Source organism: Mycetohabitans sp. B46 (assembly GCF_037389205.1).
Taxonomy (GTDB): domain Bacteria; phylum Pseudomonadota; class Gammaproteobacteria; order Burkholderiales; family Burkholderiaceae; genus Mycetohabitans.
Genome location: NZ_JADBGL010000003.1, coordinates 132,640 through 147,549 on the forward strand (window position 1 = coordinate 132,640; position 14,910 = coordinate 147,549).

Annotated in this window: 13 protein-coding genes, 1 tRNA gene and 3 pseudogenes; 4 read left to right on the plus strand and 13 right to left on the minus strand. The window is 55.0% G+C overall.

From position 1 onward, the window contains the following. Positions 1–17: 17 nt before the first annotated feature. From IHE30_RS04620 to IHE30_RS04635, 4 genes are all read right to left on the minus strand, one after another. Entirely contained in the window at positions 18–1,712 is a 1,695-nt protein-coding gene (locus IHE30_RS04620; RefSeq protein ID WP_337689255.1) for a cyclic peptide export ABC transporter, read from the minus strand. A 111-nt stretch (positions 1,713–1,823) separates the two neighbouring features. Then, on the minus strand, positions 1,824–2,807 hold the full coding sequence (locus IHE30_RS04625; RefSeq protein WP_337689256.1) for a methyltransferase: 984 nt from the start codon (positions 2,805–2,807) through the stop codon (positions 1,824–1,826). A gap of 51 nt (positions 2,808–2,858) precedes the next feature. Continuing rightward, positions 2,859–4,550 carry a carbamoyltransferase family protein gene (locus IHE30_RS04630; protein WP_337689257.1) on the minus strand — a complete coding sequence of 564 codons (1,692 nt, stop codon included), beginning with the start codon at positions 4,548–4,550 and terminating at the stop codon, positions 2,859–2,861. A 71-nt stretch (positions 4,551–4,621) separates the two neighbouring features. Next, positions 4,622–4,837 carry an MbtH family protein gene (locus IHE30_RS04635; protein ID WP_337689258.1) on the minus strand — a complete coding sequence of 72 codons (216 nt, stop codon included), beginning with the start codon at positions 4,835–4,837 and terminating at the stop codon, positions 4,622–4,624. Between the two features lie 1,416 nt (positions 4,838–6,253). Here IHE30_RS04635 and IHE30_RS04640 point away from each other — a divergent pair. Together IHE30_RS04640 and IHE30_RS04645 are read left to right on the plus strand one after the other, a co-directional pair. Further along, entirely contained in the window at positions 6,254–6,373 is a 120-nt protein-coding gene (locus tag IHE30_RS04640; protein WP_337689259.1) for a hypothetical protein, read from the plus strand. Next, positions 6,336–6,515 (plus strand): annotated as a pseudogene (locus IHE30_RS04645) (integrase core domain-containing protein); the annotation flags it as partial. The gene IHE30_RS04640 and the pseudogene IHE30_RS04645, both read left to right, overlap by 38 nt. Before the next feature lie 113 nt (positions 6,516–6,628). Here IHE30_RS04645 and IHE30_RS15080 read toward each other — a convergent pair. The 3 genes and pseudogenes from IHE30_RS15080 to vapB form a co-directional block, all read right to left on the minus strand. Beyond that, positions 6,629–6,891 (minus strand): annotated as a pseudogene (locus tag IHE30_RS15080) (IS256 family transposase); the annotation flags it as partial. A 98-nt stretch (positions 6,892–6,989) separates the two neighbouring features. Next, the gene (gene vapC / locus IHE30_RS04655) at positions 6,990–7,391 is read right to left on the minus strand and encodes a type II toxin-antitoxin system tRNA(fMet)-specific endonuclease VapC (RefSeq protein ID WP_337689261.1); all 402 of its coding nucleotides are present in this window, start codon (positions 7,389–7,391) and stop codon (positions 6,990–6,992) included. 11 nt (positions 7,392–7,402) lie between these two features. After that, the gene (gene vapB / locus IHE30_RS04660; RefSeq protein ID WP_337689262.1) at positions 7,403–7,636 is read right to left on the minus strand and encodes a type II toxin-antitoxin system VapB family antitoxin; all 234 of its coding nucleotides are present in this window, start codon (positions 7,634–7,636) and stop codon (positions 7,403–7,405) included. 493 nt (positions 7,637–8,129) lie between these two features. Here vapB and IHE30_RS04665 point away from each other — a divergent pair. Both IHE30_RS04665 and IHE30_RS04670 read left to right on the plus strand, forming a co-directional pair. Next, positions 8,130–9,046, plus strand: a pseudogene (locus IHE30_RS04665) (GNAT family N-acetyltransferase); the annotation flags it as partial. A 401-nt stretch (positions 9,047–9,447) separates the two neighbouring features. After that, complete coding sequence (locus tag IHE30_RS04670) at positions 9,448–10,224, plus strand: F-box protein (RefSeq protein ID WP_337689263.1); 777 nt, start codon at positions 9,448–9,450, stop codon at positions 10,222–10,224. Between the two features lie 354 nt (positions 10,225–10,578). Here IHE30_RS04670 and IHE30_RS04675 read toward each other — a convergent pair. The 6 genes from IHE30_RS04675 to tolR form a co-directional block, all read right to left on the minus strand. Beyond that, a tRNA-Lys gene (locus tag IHE30_RS04675) sits at positions 10,579–10,654 on the minus strand. Between the two features lie 79 nt (positions 10,655–10,733). After that, positions 10,734–11,483, minus strand: coding sequence for a tol-pal system protein YbgF (ybgF, locus tag IHE30_RS04680; RefSeq protein ID WP_337689264.1), 750 nt, complete (start codon positions 11,481–11,483; stop codon positions 10,734–10,736). Positions 11,484–11,500: 17 nt separating this feature from the next. After that, complete coding sequence (gene pal, locus IHE30_RS04685) at positions 11,501–12,010, minus strand: peptidoglycan-associated lipoprotein Pal (RefSeq protein WP_337689265.1); 510 nt, start codon at positions 12,008–12,010, stop codon at positions 11,501–11,503. 18 nt (positions 12,011–12,028) lie between these two features. After that, positions 12,029–13,321: a Tol-Pal system beta propeller repeat protein TolB gene (gene tolB, locus IHE30_RS04690; protein ID WP_337689266.1), complete on the minus strand. Its 1,293-nt coding sequence runs from the start codon at positions 13,319–13,321 to the stop codon at positions 12,029–12,031. Positions 13,322–13,463: 142 nt separating this feature from the next. Then, positions 13,464–14,453 (minus strand): cell envelope integrity protein TolA, encoded by a 990-nt coding sequence (tolA, locus tag IHE30_RS04695; protein ID WP_337689267.1) that lies wholly within the window; start codon positions 14,451–14,453, stop codon positions 13,464–13,466. Next, positions 14,450–14,902: a protein TolR gene (gene tolR / locus IHE30_RS04700; protein ID WP_337689268.1), complete on the minus strand. Its 453-nt coding sequence runs from the start codon at positions 14,900–14,902 to the stop codon at positions 14,450–14,452. The genes tolA and tolR overlap by 4 nt, the downstream gene beginning before the upstream one ends. Positions 14,903–14,910 lie beyond the last annotated feature (8 nt).

Sequence of the window (14,910 nt, forward strand, 5' to 3'; positions counted from 1 at the left end):
AATCGAAATAGAACAAGTCATGCTGCCGAATCGGTAGTCATGCTGCTGGCAATGGAAAGGCTAGTGACGCGCGTATCAGCGCCATTTGCCAGTATGTCGGTGGCTGAATCGGATATCACGCGCCCGCCTTTGAGTACAATGAGACGGTCCGCCAAATGAAAAAAACGGTCATCGTGACTAATGACAATCAATGTCTTGCCTTGCTGCTTGAGTTGTGGTAGCAAAGTTAAATAAAAATGTTGGCGAAAATGAGGATCTTGGTCTGCAGCCCATTCGTCAAAAAGGCAAATTTCCCGATCTTCGGCATAACATTGCAGCAATGCCAGCCGTTTTCGTTGTCCTGTAGAGAGGCTGGTCTTTGAAAGCTTTCCCTGAGTCACCGAGAGTTGTGTGTCTAACCCTAAATTACGCAACAGCGCACGGATTTGTGCATCAGGCAGTGCATCGCCTTTCGCATCAAGCACATCGGAGAACAGAAAGAAATCACCAAAAACACTGGAAAAAAGCTCCCTATAGGCGCTTGCCCCATATGGAATGGGCTGCTCATCCAAGCAAAGTTGCCCCGAATCGGGCGGCAATAGGCCACACAGCAAATGCATCAATGTGGACTTGCCACTGCCGTTCTCGCCAACAATAAATACCATTTCACCGCGGCAGATACTTAAATTAAACGGTCCAACACCTTCACCTGTTTTGCTTTTAGGGTAGCGATAGCAGAGATCTTGCGCATGGATAGACTGCCATTTTGTATCAATGCGCGGCGTTGTCTGCTTATCAGCGGTGACGTTCTGCGAGCGCAGATCTAGCCCAACGCGCTCAAGATGACGCAAGCTGCTTAAACCAGTGCTAACGGGTTGGCCAGAATGAATCAAAAAATTTAAAGGTCCTACGATAAACAGCGCACCGATGACAAAGCGCACGATCACATCGGAGGGAAGCGCAAATGCCGCATAGCCCAAGTAGACCACCACAAACACGGTACCGTATGCTGCACCGGACGACCATGCCTCATTGAGGTTCCAGCGCAGATGAACCTGTCTCATCAACCTTTGCGCTTGTCCAATCGCAGGCAGCAGTAGCATGTCGTAAAAATGTTTGGCACGTGCTTGACTTAGCAACATTTCCTTTTTGCCGTCGGCAATCGCGTGGAAATGTTCAAATAGCACTTCTTCGCTGCGCCGCATTGCGTCAAGTGGCTTGCGAGTGGATCTGACCAAGAATGCTGAAATTGCAAGCGGGATACCCAGCCCTATCAACAAGACAAAAAAGAGCTGAAACGATAGCGTCATTAAATAGATTGAGCAGACTAGCACCAAGATAACGTTATAAGCGAGATGGGGTGCAAGTATGACCAGCGGGTTAATACGGTTGATATCCTCGATCAAAACACCAAATACGGTCGATTTGTGGCCAACCAATTTGCAATAGTCAACGTCAATAAATTGTTTGGATAAGTCTTTGCGCAACTGACCCATCAACTCACTACTAAGCTTTGCCAGAATGATTTGTGAAGCACCATTGGCTAGGCACAGCGCGCCGAACCATCCTAGCGCCGTTATAAGGCAAACCCAATTGGGTTGTGGCAACCCTTGTGTTGCCAATCGATTGATATAGGCGAGTAGGCCGATCGTCAGCATTGCGCCGGCAGATGAAAGGATCGCTGTGGCGAATAAGGGACGAAAATACCGCTTTAGGTATTGGACCATCAACATCAATATCTTCCTTTTTCGCAGGCGGCGTTGCGCTGTTACAAATCTTGCACGATAGACCTCCGACTACGTCCGCCTTCGACGACCTACTCGTGACTACGGTCAGTGTACTTGTCACATATAACAGGACTCTTGCGCCCCAAGGGGCGTTGTCCAGTTTTCGTAAATTTTACTGGCAACCTTTTCCGTGACGCTGCCGCGTTGTCCTTTTTTATATTTTAATATCAGCATATGGAGGTGCGTGACGCCGTCATCGCGAGCAGTCTTTTTCATTTGAGCAATGACATCCTCGCTATATCCAAAAATAGTGTTAAACCTGCTGACAAAATCAGCATAGGAAATGGGCTGCCGGTCTAGAATAACCTCTACTGCTAGACCCGGCAAATAGTTTTCGAGGACTTCATATAGCTTGAATGGCTTCTTCGCATCTCCTGGCGCCATCGTGACCAACTGAAGCGTGCCATCGTCTGTTAAGTGCTGGTCGATATTGGACAATATCTTTTCGACAAAATCCATCCCATAGATGCCGGCTGCAGAATTGACATAGTACTCGATTCCGGGCGGCGTCGGCTCGAACGGAGGGTTAGAGCAAATAAAATCAAATTGCTTATCCTTGACGGATGCAAAAATATCCGAAGTGTTGCCATCCCGAATATCGAAATTCTTATCGATATGGTTAAGGATGGCGTTGTGCCCGGCTAATATTTTTGCTCTTGGATTGACATCTAATCCAACACAGGATTTAGCACCATTGAGTAGGCAAAAAATGCTCAATACGCCCGAGCCAACGCCGATGTCTAGGACACTTGCCTGTTCTATATCCTCTGCGCAGGTGTAGTCCATGAAGAATAACTGTTCCGGCTGTATGGGAAGTACCTGATCAGCATGGGGATAGTGAAAGGCATCCGTCACGACCTTGATGGGATAGGGCGACGACAATGCGTGATTTGTCTCGTTGTTTTGCCCATTCAAGCCGTGATGGTGCATTGCCTGCCACTGGGTTATCGGCAAGCAGTCAGTTATCTGATGGGGGTTTGTCGACTGATCCTGGTTTTTCGTAATGAAAAAAATACATTTTTCTTCGTTTGTGTGGTGCATGAGCGATGTTTCCTGATTATCCTGGTGTCGGTATGACGATCGAACACAGGCTTATCTGACAATAAACCGATCGCCAATAAACAAAGCATCAATGGCCGTTCCTTGGAACGTCTTGATGGCATCCGATGGCGTGCAGACAATAGGCTCGCTATCGTTGAATGAGGTATTGAGCACCACGGGTACACCCGTTATCTCAAAGAAATGCTGGATCAGCGCGTGAAATTTAGGGTTGCTCTCGCGACTGACCATCTGCACACGGGCGGAATGGTCCTTATGCAGAACCGCTGGAATCGATGCTTGACGATCTTGTTTGGCCGGGCAGGCGAACAGCATCGTTTGATGGCTCATCGACGCTTGGCCGAGCTCGAACCAGTTGGCCGCTTCTTCAGCCAGTACGCTGGGTGCGAGGGGACGAAACTCTTCGCGGTGCTTGACCTTCACATTGAGCACTTCGCGCATCGACGCGCTGCGTGGATCAGCCAGGAGCGAACGGTTGCCCAGCGCGCGTGGACCAAATTCCATACGGCCTTGAAACCAGGCTACGATCTTGCCTTCGGCGATCAGCTTGGCCGCATCACGTGCGGGATCGGCGCTGTGCTGGGGCGACAGACCTGCGTCACGGAATGCGGCATCGATAGCGGCATCGGAAAACGCCGGGCCCAGGTACGGATTATTATCCGCCTGCGATGGACGTTGGCCGGAAAGCGAATAATAAAGATGCAGCGCTGCGCCAACTGCCGTACCCGCGTCATGGGGCGAGGTGGGCACATACATTTGAGAAAACAGGCCGCTTTCCTTGATGACGGAATTACTGACGCAATTTAGCGCGACACCGCCTGCATAGCACAATTTATCGGCGGCGGTGCGCTCACGCAGCTCGCGCACCAATCCCATGAGCGCGTGATCTGTGGCTTCTTGAAGGGCCGCGGCAACATGGCGATGATGGTCAAGGATCGGTTCTTTATCGACGCGTGCCGGGCCAAACAATGCTTCAATCTGCTCGAAGTCGGGCAGACGGAAATGGGCCACGTCCGGATCGATCGTATATCGGCCTGCTTCTGAATTAAGAAGTTTTTTGAATGTCTCTCTGAAGACAGCGGGATCGCCATAAGCGGCCAGCCCCATCAGCTTGCAAGCATCATATTCGGAAAAGCCCAAATATTTGCTCAGCTTTTCCCACAGGAACCCGAGCGAGTGCGGATAGGCAACCTGATCCAGTGTCGTGATCTTATTGCCGTCCCCATGCGCCAGCAAAGTACAACCTGATTCGCCGATCCCATCAACGACAAGGATCGCAGCCTGATCGAATCCCGATGGATAGAAAGTCGAAGCGGCATGCGCGATATGATGCGGAACAAAAGCCAATTTACTGCCAAACTGATGGTCTAACAGCGCATCGATTGCACCGGGAACTTGCTGAAGCTTGGCAAGAAAAATTTCCTCTCCTTCCGCACTTCCCCAATCACCCGGTAGGCTGAGCGAATCGAGCTTGAATTCGCGCTTTCTGAGGGCGGGATCAAACGAGTAGGCGATTCCGTCCAAATCAGTAGCTTTCAACCCTGCATGGGACAGGCAAAACTGTATGCTGTTTTGGGGTAGCTCAGCCGGGCCACTTACACAAGCTTCTTTCGCATGCTTGATCCGTGTGAATCGCTCTTCTTCGACTGCCGCTACAATTTTTCCATCGATGACAATCGACGCAGAGGATTCGTGATAAGCGGAATTGATGCCAAGGATCTTCATATTAAAGTGGCTCGAACAAGAAATGATAAAAAAATTTGCTATCGTGTAGGCTGGCTAGCCGCGCCAGCGCTCTAGCTTTGCCCATCCATCGCCTCGATGAGGCTTTTGGGGCGCATGTCGGTCCAATGCGTGTTGACATAGTCAAGACAAGCTTGGCGTGCATCGGGTCCGTGCACCACTTGCCAGCCCGCGGGCACCTCGGCAAAACTCGGCCACAACGAATGCTGATTCTCGGAGTTAACCAGTACTAGGAAGCTTCCATTCGGGTCATCAAAGGGATTGGTCATACATGAACTCCTTTACTTCCGCCGGTTGATATGGCGATAGTGCCTAAAAGAAGAAAAATAAATACTGACTGCATTGCATACATGCTTAAAACATTCAGACGCTCAAAACACTCAGCTTTACAACGCACGGCAAACGCGCAACTATACTTGAGTAGGGCGACGGATGCCTGTCTCAGCATGACTGCAAAAATAGTTCCCGCAGCGAAACTGACGAATACGGGTCAAGCTTGCATGCAAGACGTCAAAGTAACGGTGACTTAGATGCGCTACGCGCAGCGTAAACGCCTCGCAGTATTTGAATTAAACCCAGCGTCGAGGGGAGAGGAACGCGGGCAGGATGAATAGGTATAGCAGGAAGCACTTCGTCATTTCCATTCGCTCCAGACATTACTTTCGTGAAACCGAACCTTTTGTTGAGATGTACCTGTCCTGCTAGCGAGTCACCTCATGGCATCGTAAACAGCCGATATGTACAGGGCTTAACGATACTCACCATCAACCGTCATACTTATCTAGGTATAAAGTGTTTCAACTATAGATGAGCGATTCGAAAAAGCCAAGTGTGTAGACCTAATTCAAACCGACAAACTTCGAATCAACATGCACAAAGTTGCAAATTATTTGATGCAATGCTGCGATGGTTGCTATTTATGTTCATTGTTGTGAATAATCAGGATGCTTCAAGCAGCAATGACATGCGGGGGACGCTTCATTCGAGGGGCTAATGTCTGGTCAATTGATCGTTCTAATTGTTGCGTGCACAACATACAGTGGACTGCGCTAACATGCATGACGTGCAAAAATGCGCATGCGGTGCTTGAAATTGCATATGATGCTTTAATTCGCATGCGACGCTCTAATTTGCATGTGATGCTTTAACTTGCATGATATGCTCGAATGGGCACTGCCCGATCATCTTTAATAGACGTGAAAACCAAAAGCACCATGACTCAAAACGTAGGCATTGCGGACTTTTAACGACGATAACTGTCTCGATCTGATTTTCAACGACACCATCGGCCTGGCGCTCCGCCCACTATTGACAAGCGTTGACCTTAGCAGTGGAGCCTTTATCTGTCGCTTTCGAAGATCGAGCAGTAGGTCGAGAACGGCAAGCATGGCATGGAGAACGCGTTGCGGGCCAACCCGCTTCAAGGCCTTGATCGAGAAGTCGCCGTCCTTCGACTATCGGAGCGCGGCATACCTGCTGGGCATGAATAAGAATACCGTGCAGCGTGTGTTTCAACTCATGGGTTGGCCAGTGCGCAAGTGCGCAATTGGCTTTAGAGCGAGGATCGAAGCCTTTGCGTCAGTGGCCAAAGCGCCGAACGAGCGTTAGTCGACGAATCTAGGCAGGCCGCGACGGCTGAGCGACGCTAGGCGTTCATCACGCCACATTGCCCGCAGCAAAACGGTATGGTCGAGCGCGTGATACACATCCTCAAGGAGCAATGCACGCATCGCTACCACTTCGGGATCTTGCAGCGCGCGAGCAGGGTCGTATGTCGAGCGATTCAACCGGACGGTGCGGTATGAATGGCTGTCGCAGTACCACTGGGAGGACTTGGAGCACGTTCAGCGTTTCGCGACCGACTGGATGTGGGCTGACCATTACGATCGCCCGAACAAGGCTTTGGGCGGATTGACGCCAAAGCAGCGGCTGGCCATGGCCGCATAGTTTCTACTTCTGAACCCTGTGAACTTTTGAACACCGTGGAGAACGGGGGAGATTACCATGCCGCGCGCGTACATGCTGATGACGTGCTCGTCAAAGCCCGGCAGCCGCCGTTAATATTTGCCAACTAATTGTGGCTCGAACGTGGCCTGCCGGTCACGCGCAATATCAAGCTTTAACTCGCCATTGGGCATGATCACCGTCCAAGCATACGCTGGGCCAGTTGCTTCTTCAACTGCCCGGCCAAGCCCGATTCGCCCAGAATCGACTCGGCATCCTTATTCTGTACCTGCGCCAGCAGTGGGTCGATCAGCTCATCGGAAAACAGCTTTGGCGCCTTGGGATGCTTGCTCTTTTTGCTCACTGTTGTGTCGGTCAGAGTACGTGTTTTCCGTTATCGTCTCATGACCTTGGCACACTAAAATTCTGACAGGCTCGCAATCGGCCGTTCAAGTTCGGTTGGGCGCCTTTACGCAGCTACAGTCTCGCAGGCGCTACCCAATCCTCGGTACGTAAGCCAGGCACTCGGCCAAACTCTTGGACATTTTTGGTAACCACAATCAATCCCTCACTTCTAGCGTGCGCTGCAATATGCAGGTCGTTTAAACCGATTATTTGCCCCTCACGTTCAAGCACTGCACGAATGTCGCCATAATGGGCAGCGGCCTTAGCGCCATAGTCCAAAGTTTCTAAACGGGATACAAAATCTTCTACTTGCCGGCGATTATGATCCGGTCTTGTACTCTTTTCGATGCCGTGCTGCAGTTCAGCATAGGTTATGGTGCTGATGCACATCATTTCCGTATGACGATTAAAGGTATCCAAGATTTCTATGGGACGGCGCTTAATAACATAGAGGGCGATGTTCGTGTCCAGCATGTATTTCAGTATTACAGCGCTTCCCTTTCTGATTGTTTTTGCGAGGCACGCTCTTGCATAAAATCATCGGTCACTGATTCATTGGACAGAAAGAACGAATCCCATGTGTTGTTCACAGGTGTCAGTATCCGATCCTGGCCGACGATACGGACATTGACTTTCCTGACGCCTTCTGGAAAACGAGCGTCAACGGGTAATCGAACAGCTTGAGTGCTGTTGTTCTTGAAGACGGTTCCAGTTTCCATAGCATCTCCTTGATGTAGATACAATGATTATATACTTTTTGGAGGCCAAGAACACACCACTTCGATCGGCGGCTATCCGACCACATTGGCAGGCGTGGCGAGTTCGGTGTGCTAGGTCTGGTATCGTGGCGACAAGCGCGGGGCCTGCTCAATTCTCGAAGCCAATTCTGAGCCGGCGGCCCGCGCGATGATCGAGTCGTTGCCGTTGGTCAAGGCCGGGATGCTCGAACTCGAGCACCTGGTGCCGCTACTGCCGCATCACTGTAGCGATCGGCGTTTCCGCCGTTGCTGTGACAGCCATTGGTCGAAATGCGCTGTTGCATGGCATTGAACCGTTGATCGATGGTCGCCATGTATGCATGTCTGCGGCACACGGCAGGCCGACTGACGCGGCAACGGACCGCAACGATCTTCTCACGGTACCGCTGGATGACTAAGATGTGCGTCAAACCTGACCGATATGGCGCCGGCTGTCACCGATGAGAGAATGACCTTGTCCACCCCAATGAACATGTTCGGTCAGCTGATCGAACGGCCGCTTACCGACTGGTCCGCGCGCCCTTACACGCGCCGTGTCACACTGCATGGACGTTACTGCCGGCTCGAGCCGTTGCAGCCCGACCGGCATGCGCCAGCGCTGTACGCCGCGTACGCAAAGACGACCGACGGCCGGGACTGGACGTATCTGGCGGTCGGCACGTTCGCCTTAATGCGCATCGACCCGGCCAATAGGGTAATTGAGGTGGGCTTGGTGGCATTCTCGCCGGAGTTGCAGCGCACGCCGGCGTCGACCGAAGCACAGTATCTGCTAGTGAAATACGTGTTCGACACGTTGGGATACCGTCGCTACGAGTGGAAGTGCGACAACCTAAACGAACCATCATGCAAGGTGGCCGCTCGACTCGGCTTTCGCTATGACGGCACGTTTCGGCAAGCCGTCGTCTATAAGGAGCGCTCCCGCGACACTGCGTGGTTTTCGATCATCGATAGCGAATGGAGCGCGCTTGCCGCGGCGTTCGACGCATGGCTGTCGCCACAGAACTTCGATGCGCAATGTGCGCAGCGCCTTTGCCTCACGGCGATTCGCACGCAGCAGGCGGTAGCTCGGCGTGCCGGCGCGCCAGTGACTGTCCGTCCACTTGCCGCGCCACACGAGGCGGCGTGGCGGCCGTTGTGGCGTGCCATCAGGCGTTTTATTACACTGCGCTGAGCGAGGCTGTATGCGAGACGACGTGGGCCCGGTTGATGGATCTAAACGAGCCGATGTTCGCCCTAGGTGCGTTCGATGCGCAGGAGCGCCTGCTGGGCATCGTGCACGCCATTTACCATCGCTCGTGCTGGACGACAGGTCCTTACTGTTACCTGCAGGATCTGTTTACGTTACCCGAGGTCCGTGGCCAAGGCGTGGGGTTGTCCTGATCGACGGCTCGTCTGCTGGACACTAGCCCGAACCGCGCTACAAACTTCGCATACGTGCCCTGGACGGGGTATCAACTGGTCACTCGGAAAGAACTGCATTTACCGCCGCGCCTGAGACCCGCTCACGCGTCGCAGACTACCGTTCGCTGGGTCTGACTTGACTTCGCGCACGCCGCGGCGCGTGCGTCACCAAGCGCCATTCTAATAGGACAAGCTTGTTGGCCGCCATTCGTACACCGTGCCACTTATCGCACTATCCAACAAGGAACGGTCGTTTTTTGATTGGTACACGATGTCACCCGACTGTATTGCGCTCGTACGCGGCAGCGTCGCCGCCTGCTCGGCTAGACAAATCCGGCCTCGATAGGCGGCTAACACGCCAGAGCAGTGTGATGCAACGGAGCCTGTTTTTAATTAAGGAGAAATGGATGCGCGGATGCCTGCCCAGCCTAAATGTTCTTTCGATGGGGCGCCGACGGCAAAATACCGATCAGCCAAGCACGAATAACGCCGCCAATTCTGAGCACGGCGTGCTGCGCCCGAAACCGACGCACAATGTGCTGTCTAAGTACTTAAAAAAACCAGAGCGACGATCCGGCGCAACGGCCGCCGACATGCCCCAAAAAACGTTCAATAAGAAGGTAACGGACAACCCTATTCCCCATACGCAAACGCCAACTTTGTCTCCAAGTCGCCTCGAGACACTGCCTACGGAGACGTTGCAAGAAATTTTTCAGCATATGAACGCCAAAACGCTTGCGACTGTATCTCAAGCATCTAGGCGCTTGCACTATGCAGCCGCTCAACCACTGGAGAGGGAGTGGGAGAGAGAAGAGAAGCAGTTAACGCAGAACGTTTATTGGATATTGGACTTAATACCGCGCGTAGAGACTTCCGAAGATTTCATCAGCGTGCTCAAACGCATCAAGCTACTTCCTGCTCGTCATCAAAGCGAGCCCGTTGCTGAATTGGGCGGACAGATGTGCAACTTGTTGTTACTCGAACATCGGCTAGAAGCCGGTGCCGCTTGGTTACCCGTTGCTGAGCAGGTACCGGCGCCACGCCCCGGTCTGTTGGATGCGGTGGTGAATGCCATACGTCGGGATCCTGAATGGCTAGAGAACGACTGGCCTGCGAGAAATCGCGCGAGTATTGACCTCGGGGAGTAACGGTTGAAGAAGCAGCATTGCGACACGGCGTTACTGCTCCTTGGGATATAGTAGGTCTGCATCGCGAGGCCCGATACCAATTAAAGCGACGCCAAACAAGTACTTAATCTTCGAGGACGACCACGTAGCCTCACGCTGCACGCCGTACTGTCAAGCGCAACTGAATCTGGGCTACTTTGCGCGTGAGCGTGAAGTGACCGTTCCGAACTCAATTAAAGCAGTGTGCGTGAAGCGACGCGACAACTACGTTGGCAAACCATGAGACGCATTGGCAAAAAATAAGGGAGTGGCAGAAAAACGCACACTCCCTTCATCAATATGGGCTTAGCAGCAATGCTAAATCCTTGATTTCTTTGGTAGGCCGTACTGGATTCGAACCAGTGACCAACGGATTAAAAGTCCGCTGCTCTACCAGCTGAGCTAACGACCCAAAGAGCAGAAAAGTATATCGAGAAAAGACCGGTTGGTCAAGCGAGCGACTCACGGCAAGCCGCTGACCGGTACGATCCCTATCGGATCTGCGACAACCGACTTTGTGCCGCCTGCGCGGCATTCGATCCACTGTACTGCGTCAGCACCTGTCCCAGTGTCCGCTTCGCGGCTGCCTTCTGCCCTTGCTCCAATTGGTTATTCGCGATGGCGAGCAACGCCTCCGGCGCGCGTGGGTGTGTGGGGTACTTTGTCACGACACCCTGCCATACCGTCGTTGACCCCTTGTAGTCCCGCTGCGCGTACAACGCATTGCCGAGCCAGTATTGTGCCGTCGGTTGATAGGGGCTGTTCGGATACTTCGACACGAACGCCTTGAATCCTGACGTCGCGCCTTTAAAGTCACCGTTCTTGAACAGTTGCAGCGCCGCGTTGAACGCGTCCGTTTCGCCTGGCTGTACCTCGCCCTGGACACCATCGATCGTCTGTTGCTGAGGCTCGAACTTTTTCAGCCGGGTGTCCAGGTCGATGTAGTAGTCACGCTGTTGCTTTTGCAGCGCGGCGACTTGATTGGCCAAGTTTTCGTTCTGTCCGCGTAACGTTGCCACCTGCTGGTTCAGCTGGTCAAGGCGGTTGGATTGATCGAGTATTGTGCGCTGCGCCGCGCTCATCTGGCTTGACAGCGAGTCGGTTTTCGCACGCAGATCCAGCACCGCCTGCCGTGCCTCGTTATCGTCGAACAGACCAGCGTGCGCGGGCGACGCGGCAAGCGCGGCGCCTGTCGCCGCTACGGCTGCAGCGACGCGCAGCCCACTGAAACAGACTTTCATGTGTCAGTCACCACTGGTTATTGATAGACGAGATCGGCGCGGCGATTCTGTGCCCACGAGGCTTCGTCGTGGTCCGTCGCAGCGGGTTTTTCCTTGCCTAGGCTCACTGCTTCCATCTGGCTGTCGTTTGCCCCGAGCAGTGCCAGCGCGCGACGCACCGATTCGGCACGCTTTTGGCCCAATGCCAGGTTGTACTCGCTGGTACCGCGCTCGTCAGTGTTGCCTTGGATCAGCACATGGCGTTGCGGATGGCCCTTCAGATATTGCGCGTGGGCTTGCAGCAGCGGCTGGTAGTCATCCTTGACGGCGTAGCTATCGAAATCGAAGTAGATGCTGCGTTTGGCGAGCGGGCTGTTCGGGTTGCTGAGCTCGTCAACATTGACTTGCTGCACGTCGGTTGGCTGTGGTTGCGTACTCACGGCGCCCCCCTTGGCGTGAGCGCCTTCGTCGAGCTTGACACCCGAGTGACACGCCACCAATGCGCCCATCATTAGCGCTGCAGCAACATTACGCAATTTGGACATCATTTGAAGCTCTCCTTGTGGTTATGGCATGAAAGGGCCCCAGGACGGCTCACGCACGCCGCCGCCCGGGATCGACAACACCTGCCGTATGCTGCCGTCGATCGAAACCGCGGCCAGCACCTGACGACCATTGACCTGGGTCGCGTAAAGCAAGTATTGGCCGTTCGCAGCAAAGCTCGGTGACTCGTCGCGCGTCGTATCGGTGAGCGCCGTCGCGGATCCCGTCGCCAGGTCTTGCAGATACAGCCTGAATGTGCCCCCGACGCGCGATATATACGCAAGCTCCTTGCCGTCCGGCGAGACGCGTGCACTGGTGTTGTAGCTGCCGTTGAACGTCACGCGCTGCGCGGCGCTTGCCGATTCGCCTTGTGTGGGCATCTTGTAGATTTGAGGCGGGCCGCCACGGTCGCTGGTGAAGTAGATCGACTGCCCGTCCGGCGAGAAGGCCGGCTCGGTATCGATCGAGTGGCCGTGGGTGAGGCGGCGCAAGCCGGAGCCATCGGCGTTGACGATAAAAATCTGCGTATTGCCAGTCAGTGACAACGCTACCGCGAGCTTCGTGCCGTCCGGCGACCACGCCGGTGCACTGTTGTTGCCCTTTTGATTGGAGACCATCACGCGCCGGCCGGTTGACAAGTCGTGGATGTACACGATCGGTTTCTTTCTTTCGAACGATACGTAGGCGAGCTTCGTGCCGTCCGGTGACCACGTTGGGGAGATGATCGGCTCCGGACTCGTCAGCGCGATATGCTCATTCTGGCCGTCCGAGTCGGAGATCTTGAGTTGATAGCGTCCGCCGTGACGCGTCACATACGATAGCCGCGTGGCGAACATGCCGTGCGAGCCAAGTAGCTTCTGATAGATGTAGTCGGCGACCTTGTGCGCGCTCATGCGCAGCCCGCTTTCCGGGCTCACGAGTGAAAGCCCGCCCAGGCTTTGCTGCTTGACCGTGTCGTACAGGCGGAATCGTACTTCATACTGGCCGTTCGCGAGTCGCGTGACGCTGCCGCCGACGAACGCGTTTGCCCCCTTGGCCTTCCAGCCGCCGAGATCGACTGAGTCAGACTCGGACACCGGCGCGCTACCCGCGTCGATGTGGCTGAACTTGCCGCTGCGGGCCAGGTCGGCCCGCACGATCGCCGCCACCTGCTGCGGCGAACTGGCCTCGTTGGCAAAGCTTGCCACCGCAATCGGGAACTGGGTTGAACCGATACCCGTGACAAGTACCGTCAGGTCGGCGCGCGCCGATACGCCTGCGGTGACGAGTAATGACACAACTAGCGTTTTCAGCCCCAGTTTTTTGATCAAACTCATGCTTTTCCTACATTTGCCTGACTACGTTGTTGACGATTCCGCAACACGGCACAGACCGTGAAACGGGGCGATCGTTCCCTTGGCGCCATCGCGCCGCGAGCTTCGCAAGCGTGCATGCGGATGCGTTACAGTCAACGATTAATCATCCGCCGGCAGGCCGCATCCGGATATTGAAGCTTGCCGGCGCCTTGCCATGGGTGTCCAGCGGCATCGGGTCAGAGCGCTGGACCGCGCGCAGTGCCGCGTCGTCCCACTGCGCATTACCGCTGCTGCGCGCGATGCGCGCGTCGAGCAGCGCACCGTCGGGGGCGCAGCGTACGGCAATCAGCGTATCCAGCCCTTCAGTCGGTCCGGACCAGATGACATTGGGCCGCACACGGCGCTGCACCTTGTCCGCATAGCCAGCCGACGTTGCGGTGCCGCCGCTTCCCGTGCCTGTGCCGCTCTTGGCCAGTCCGTTGCCTCCGGGCTCATCGCCGGCCAAGCCCTGCAACTGCGCCAGCCGCGCCCGACGCGCCTGGTCGAGCTTTTGGCGCGCGGCCTGCTCGGCCGCCTGTTTGGCCTTCGCCGCTTGTTGCGCCTGCTGCTTTTTCGCCTGGGCAAGCGCGAGCTTTTCCTGCTGCGCCTTCAATGCTTCCTGCTTTTTCAGCGCTTGCTGCTTCTTCAGCGCCTCTTGCTGTTGCTGCGCAAACTGCTGCTCGCGCCATTTCTCCGCCTGCTGCTGCTTCAGTTTCTCGGCCGCTGCTTTTTGCGCGGCGAGTTGCTGGCGGTGCGCGTCGGCTTGTTGCTCGGCTTGCCTGCGCACGTGCTCCTGTTCGGCCAGCTGCGCTTGGCGTTCCGCCTCTTGTTGCTTGTGCCGCTTTTCCTGTTGCAATGCGATGTCCGCCTCCTCGTGCTGGGCTGGCGGTGGGGTGAGTTGCGCCGGCGCGGCAGCAGGGGGGGGCGGGGCCGGCGTGCTCGGCACCTGCGTCCAGATTTCTGCTTCAGCGCCGGCAGGCGTGCTGTTTTGCCACTTCATCCCGTGGTACAGAAAGAGTGCGAACAGCACGTGCATCAACGCGGCGAGCGCGAGTGCGCGCAGCGTGCCGCGTTCCCGCGGGGGTTCAAACGGATATCCTGCTTTTGGCTTCATTTCGGCTTGACGAGCAGCCCGACGCGCTTCACGCCGTTTGCTTTCAGCTCCGACATGACATTCATCACGATTTCGTATTTGACCGACTTGTCCGCGCCGATCACGACCGGCTGGTCGGGGTGGGTCTGCGTCCGGTCGGCGATAAAATGGTCCAGATCGGCCAGCGTCATTGGCAATTCCTGCGTGGCGCCCGACGCGTCGTTCTTGTACTTAACACTCAGGGTGCCGTCAGGCTTGAGATTAACAATGACGGGCGGCGTCTGCTCCTGTGGAGCCGCATGGCCGACCGTGGGCAGGTTGATGATCGACGGCGCGACAAGCGGAGCGGTCACCATGAAAATGACGAGCAGCACGAGCATCACGTCGATGTAGGGAACGACGTTAATGTCGGACATCACGCGGCGCGAACGGCCGCCGCGCAGACTGGAGCGGATCGGAGTGCCGGCCATCGGGTTCT

Bases quoted from the DNA above. Each gene is read 5' to 3' on its own strand.
- IHE30_RS04670 (WP_337689263.1), top strand. From the start codon at position 9,448: ATGCAACGGAGCCTGTTTTTAATTAAGGAGAAATGGATGCGCGGATGC.
- ybgF (WP_337689264.1), bottom strand. From the start codon at position 11,483: ATGAAAGTCTGTTTCAGTGGGCTGCGCGTCGCTGCAGCCGTAGCGGCG.
- IHE30_RS04620 (WP_337689255.1), bottom strand. From the start codon at position 1,712: ATGTTGATGGTCCAATACCTAAAGCGGTATTTTCGTCCCTTATTCGCC.
- pal (WP_337689265.1), bottom strand. From the start codon at position 12,010: ATGATGTCCAAATTGCGTAATGTTGCTGCAGCGCTAATGATGGGCGCA.
- vapB (WP_337689262.1), bottom strand. From the start codon at position 7,636: ATGGAAACTGGAACCGTCTTCAAGAACAACAGCACTCAAGCTGTTCGA.
- IHE30_RS04640 (WP_337689259.1), top strand. From the start codon at position 6,254: ATGGTCGAGCGCGTGATACACATCCTCAAGGAGCAATGCACGCATCGC.
- tolR (WP_337689268.1), bottom strand. From the start codon at position 14,902: ATGGCCGGCACTCCGATCCGCTCCAGTCTGCGCGGCGGCCGTTCGCGC.
- IHE30_RS04630 (WP_337689257.1), bottom strand. From the start codon at position 4,550: ATGAAGATCCTTGGCATCAATTCCGCTTATCACGAATCCTCTGCGTCG.
- tolA (WP_337689267.1), bottom strand. From the start codon at position 14,453: ATGAAGCCAAAAGCAGGATATCCGTTTGAACCCCCGCGGGAACGCGGC.
- vapC (WP_337689261.1), bottom strand. From the start codon at position 7,391: ATGCTGGACACGAACATCGCCCTCTATGTTATTAAGCGCCGTCCCATA.
- IHE30_RS04625 (WP_337689256.1), bottom strand. From the start codon at position 2,807: ATGCACCACACAAACGAAGAAAAATGTATTTTTTTCATTACGAAAAAC.
- tolB (WP_337689266.1), bottom strand. From the start codon at position 13,321: ATGAGTTTGATCAAAAAACTGGGGCTGAAAACGCTAGTTGTGTCATTA.
- IHE30_RS04635 (WP_337689258.1), bottom strand. From the start codon at position 4,837: ATGACCAATCCCTTTGATGACCCGAATGGAAGCTTCCTAGTACTGGTT.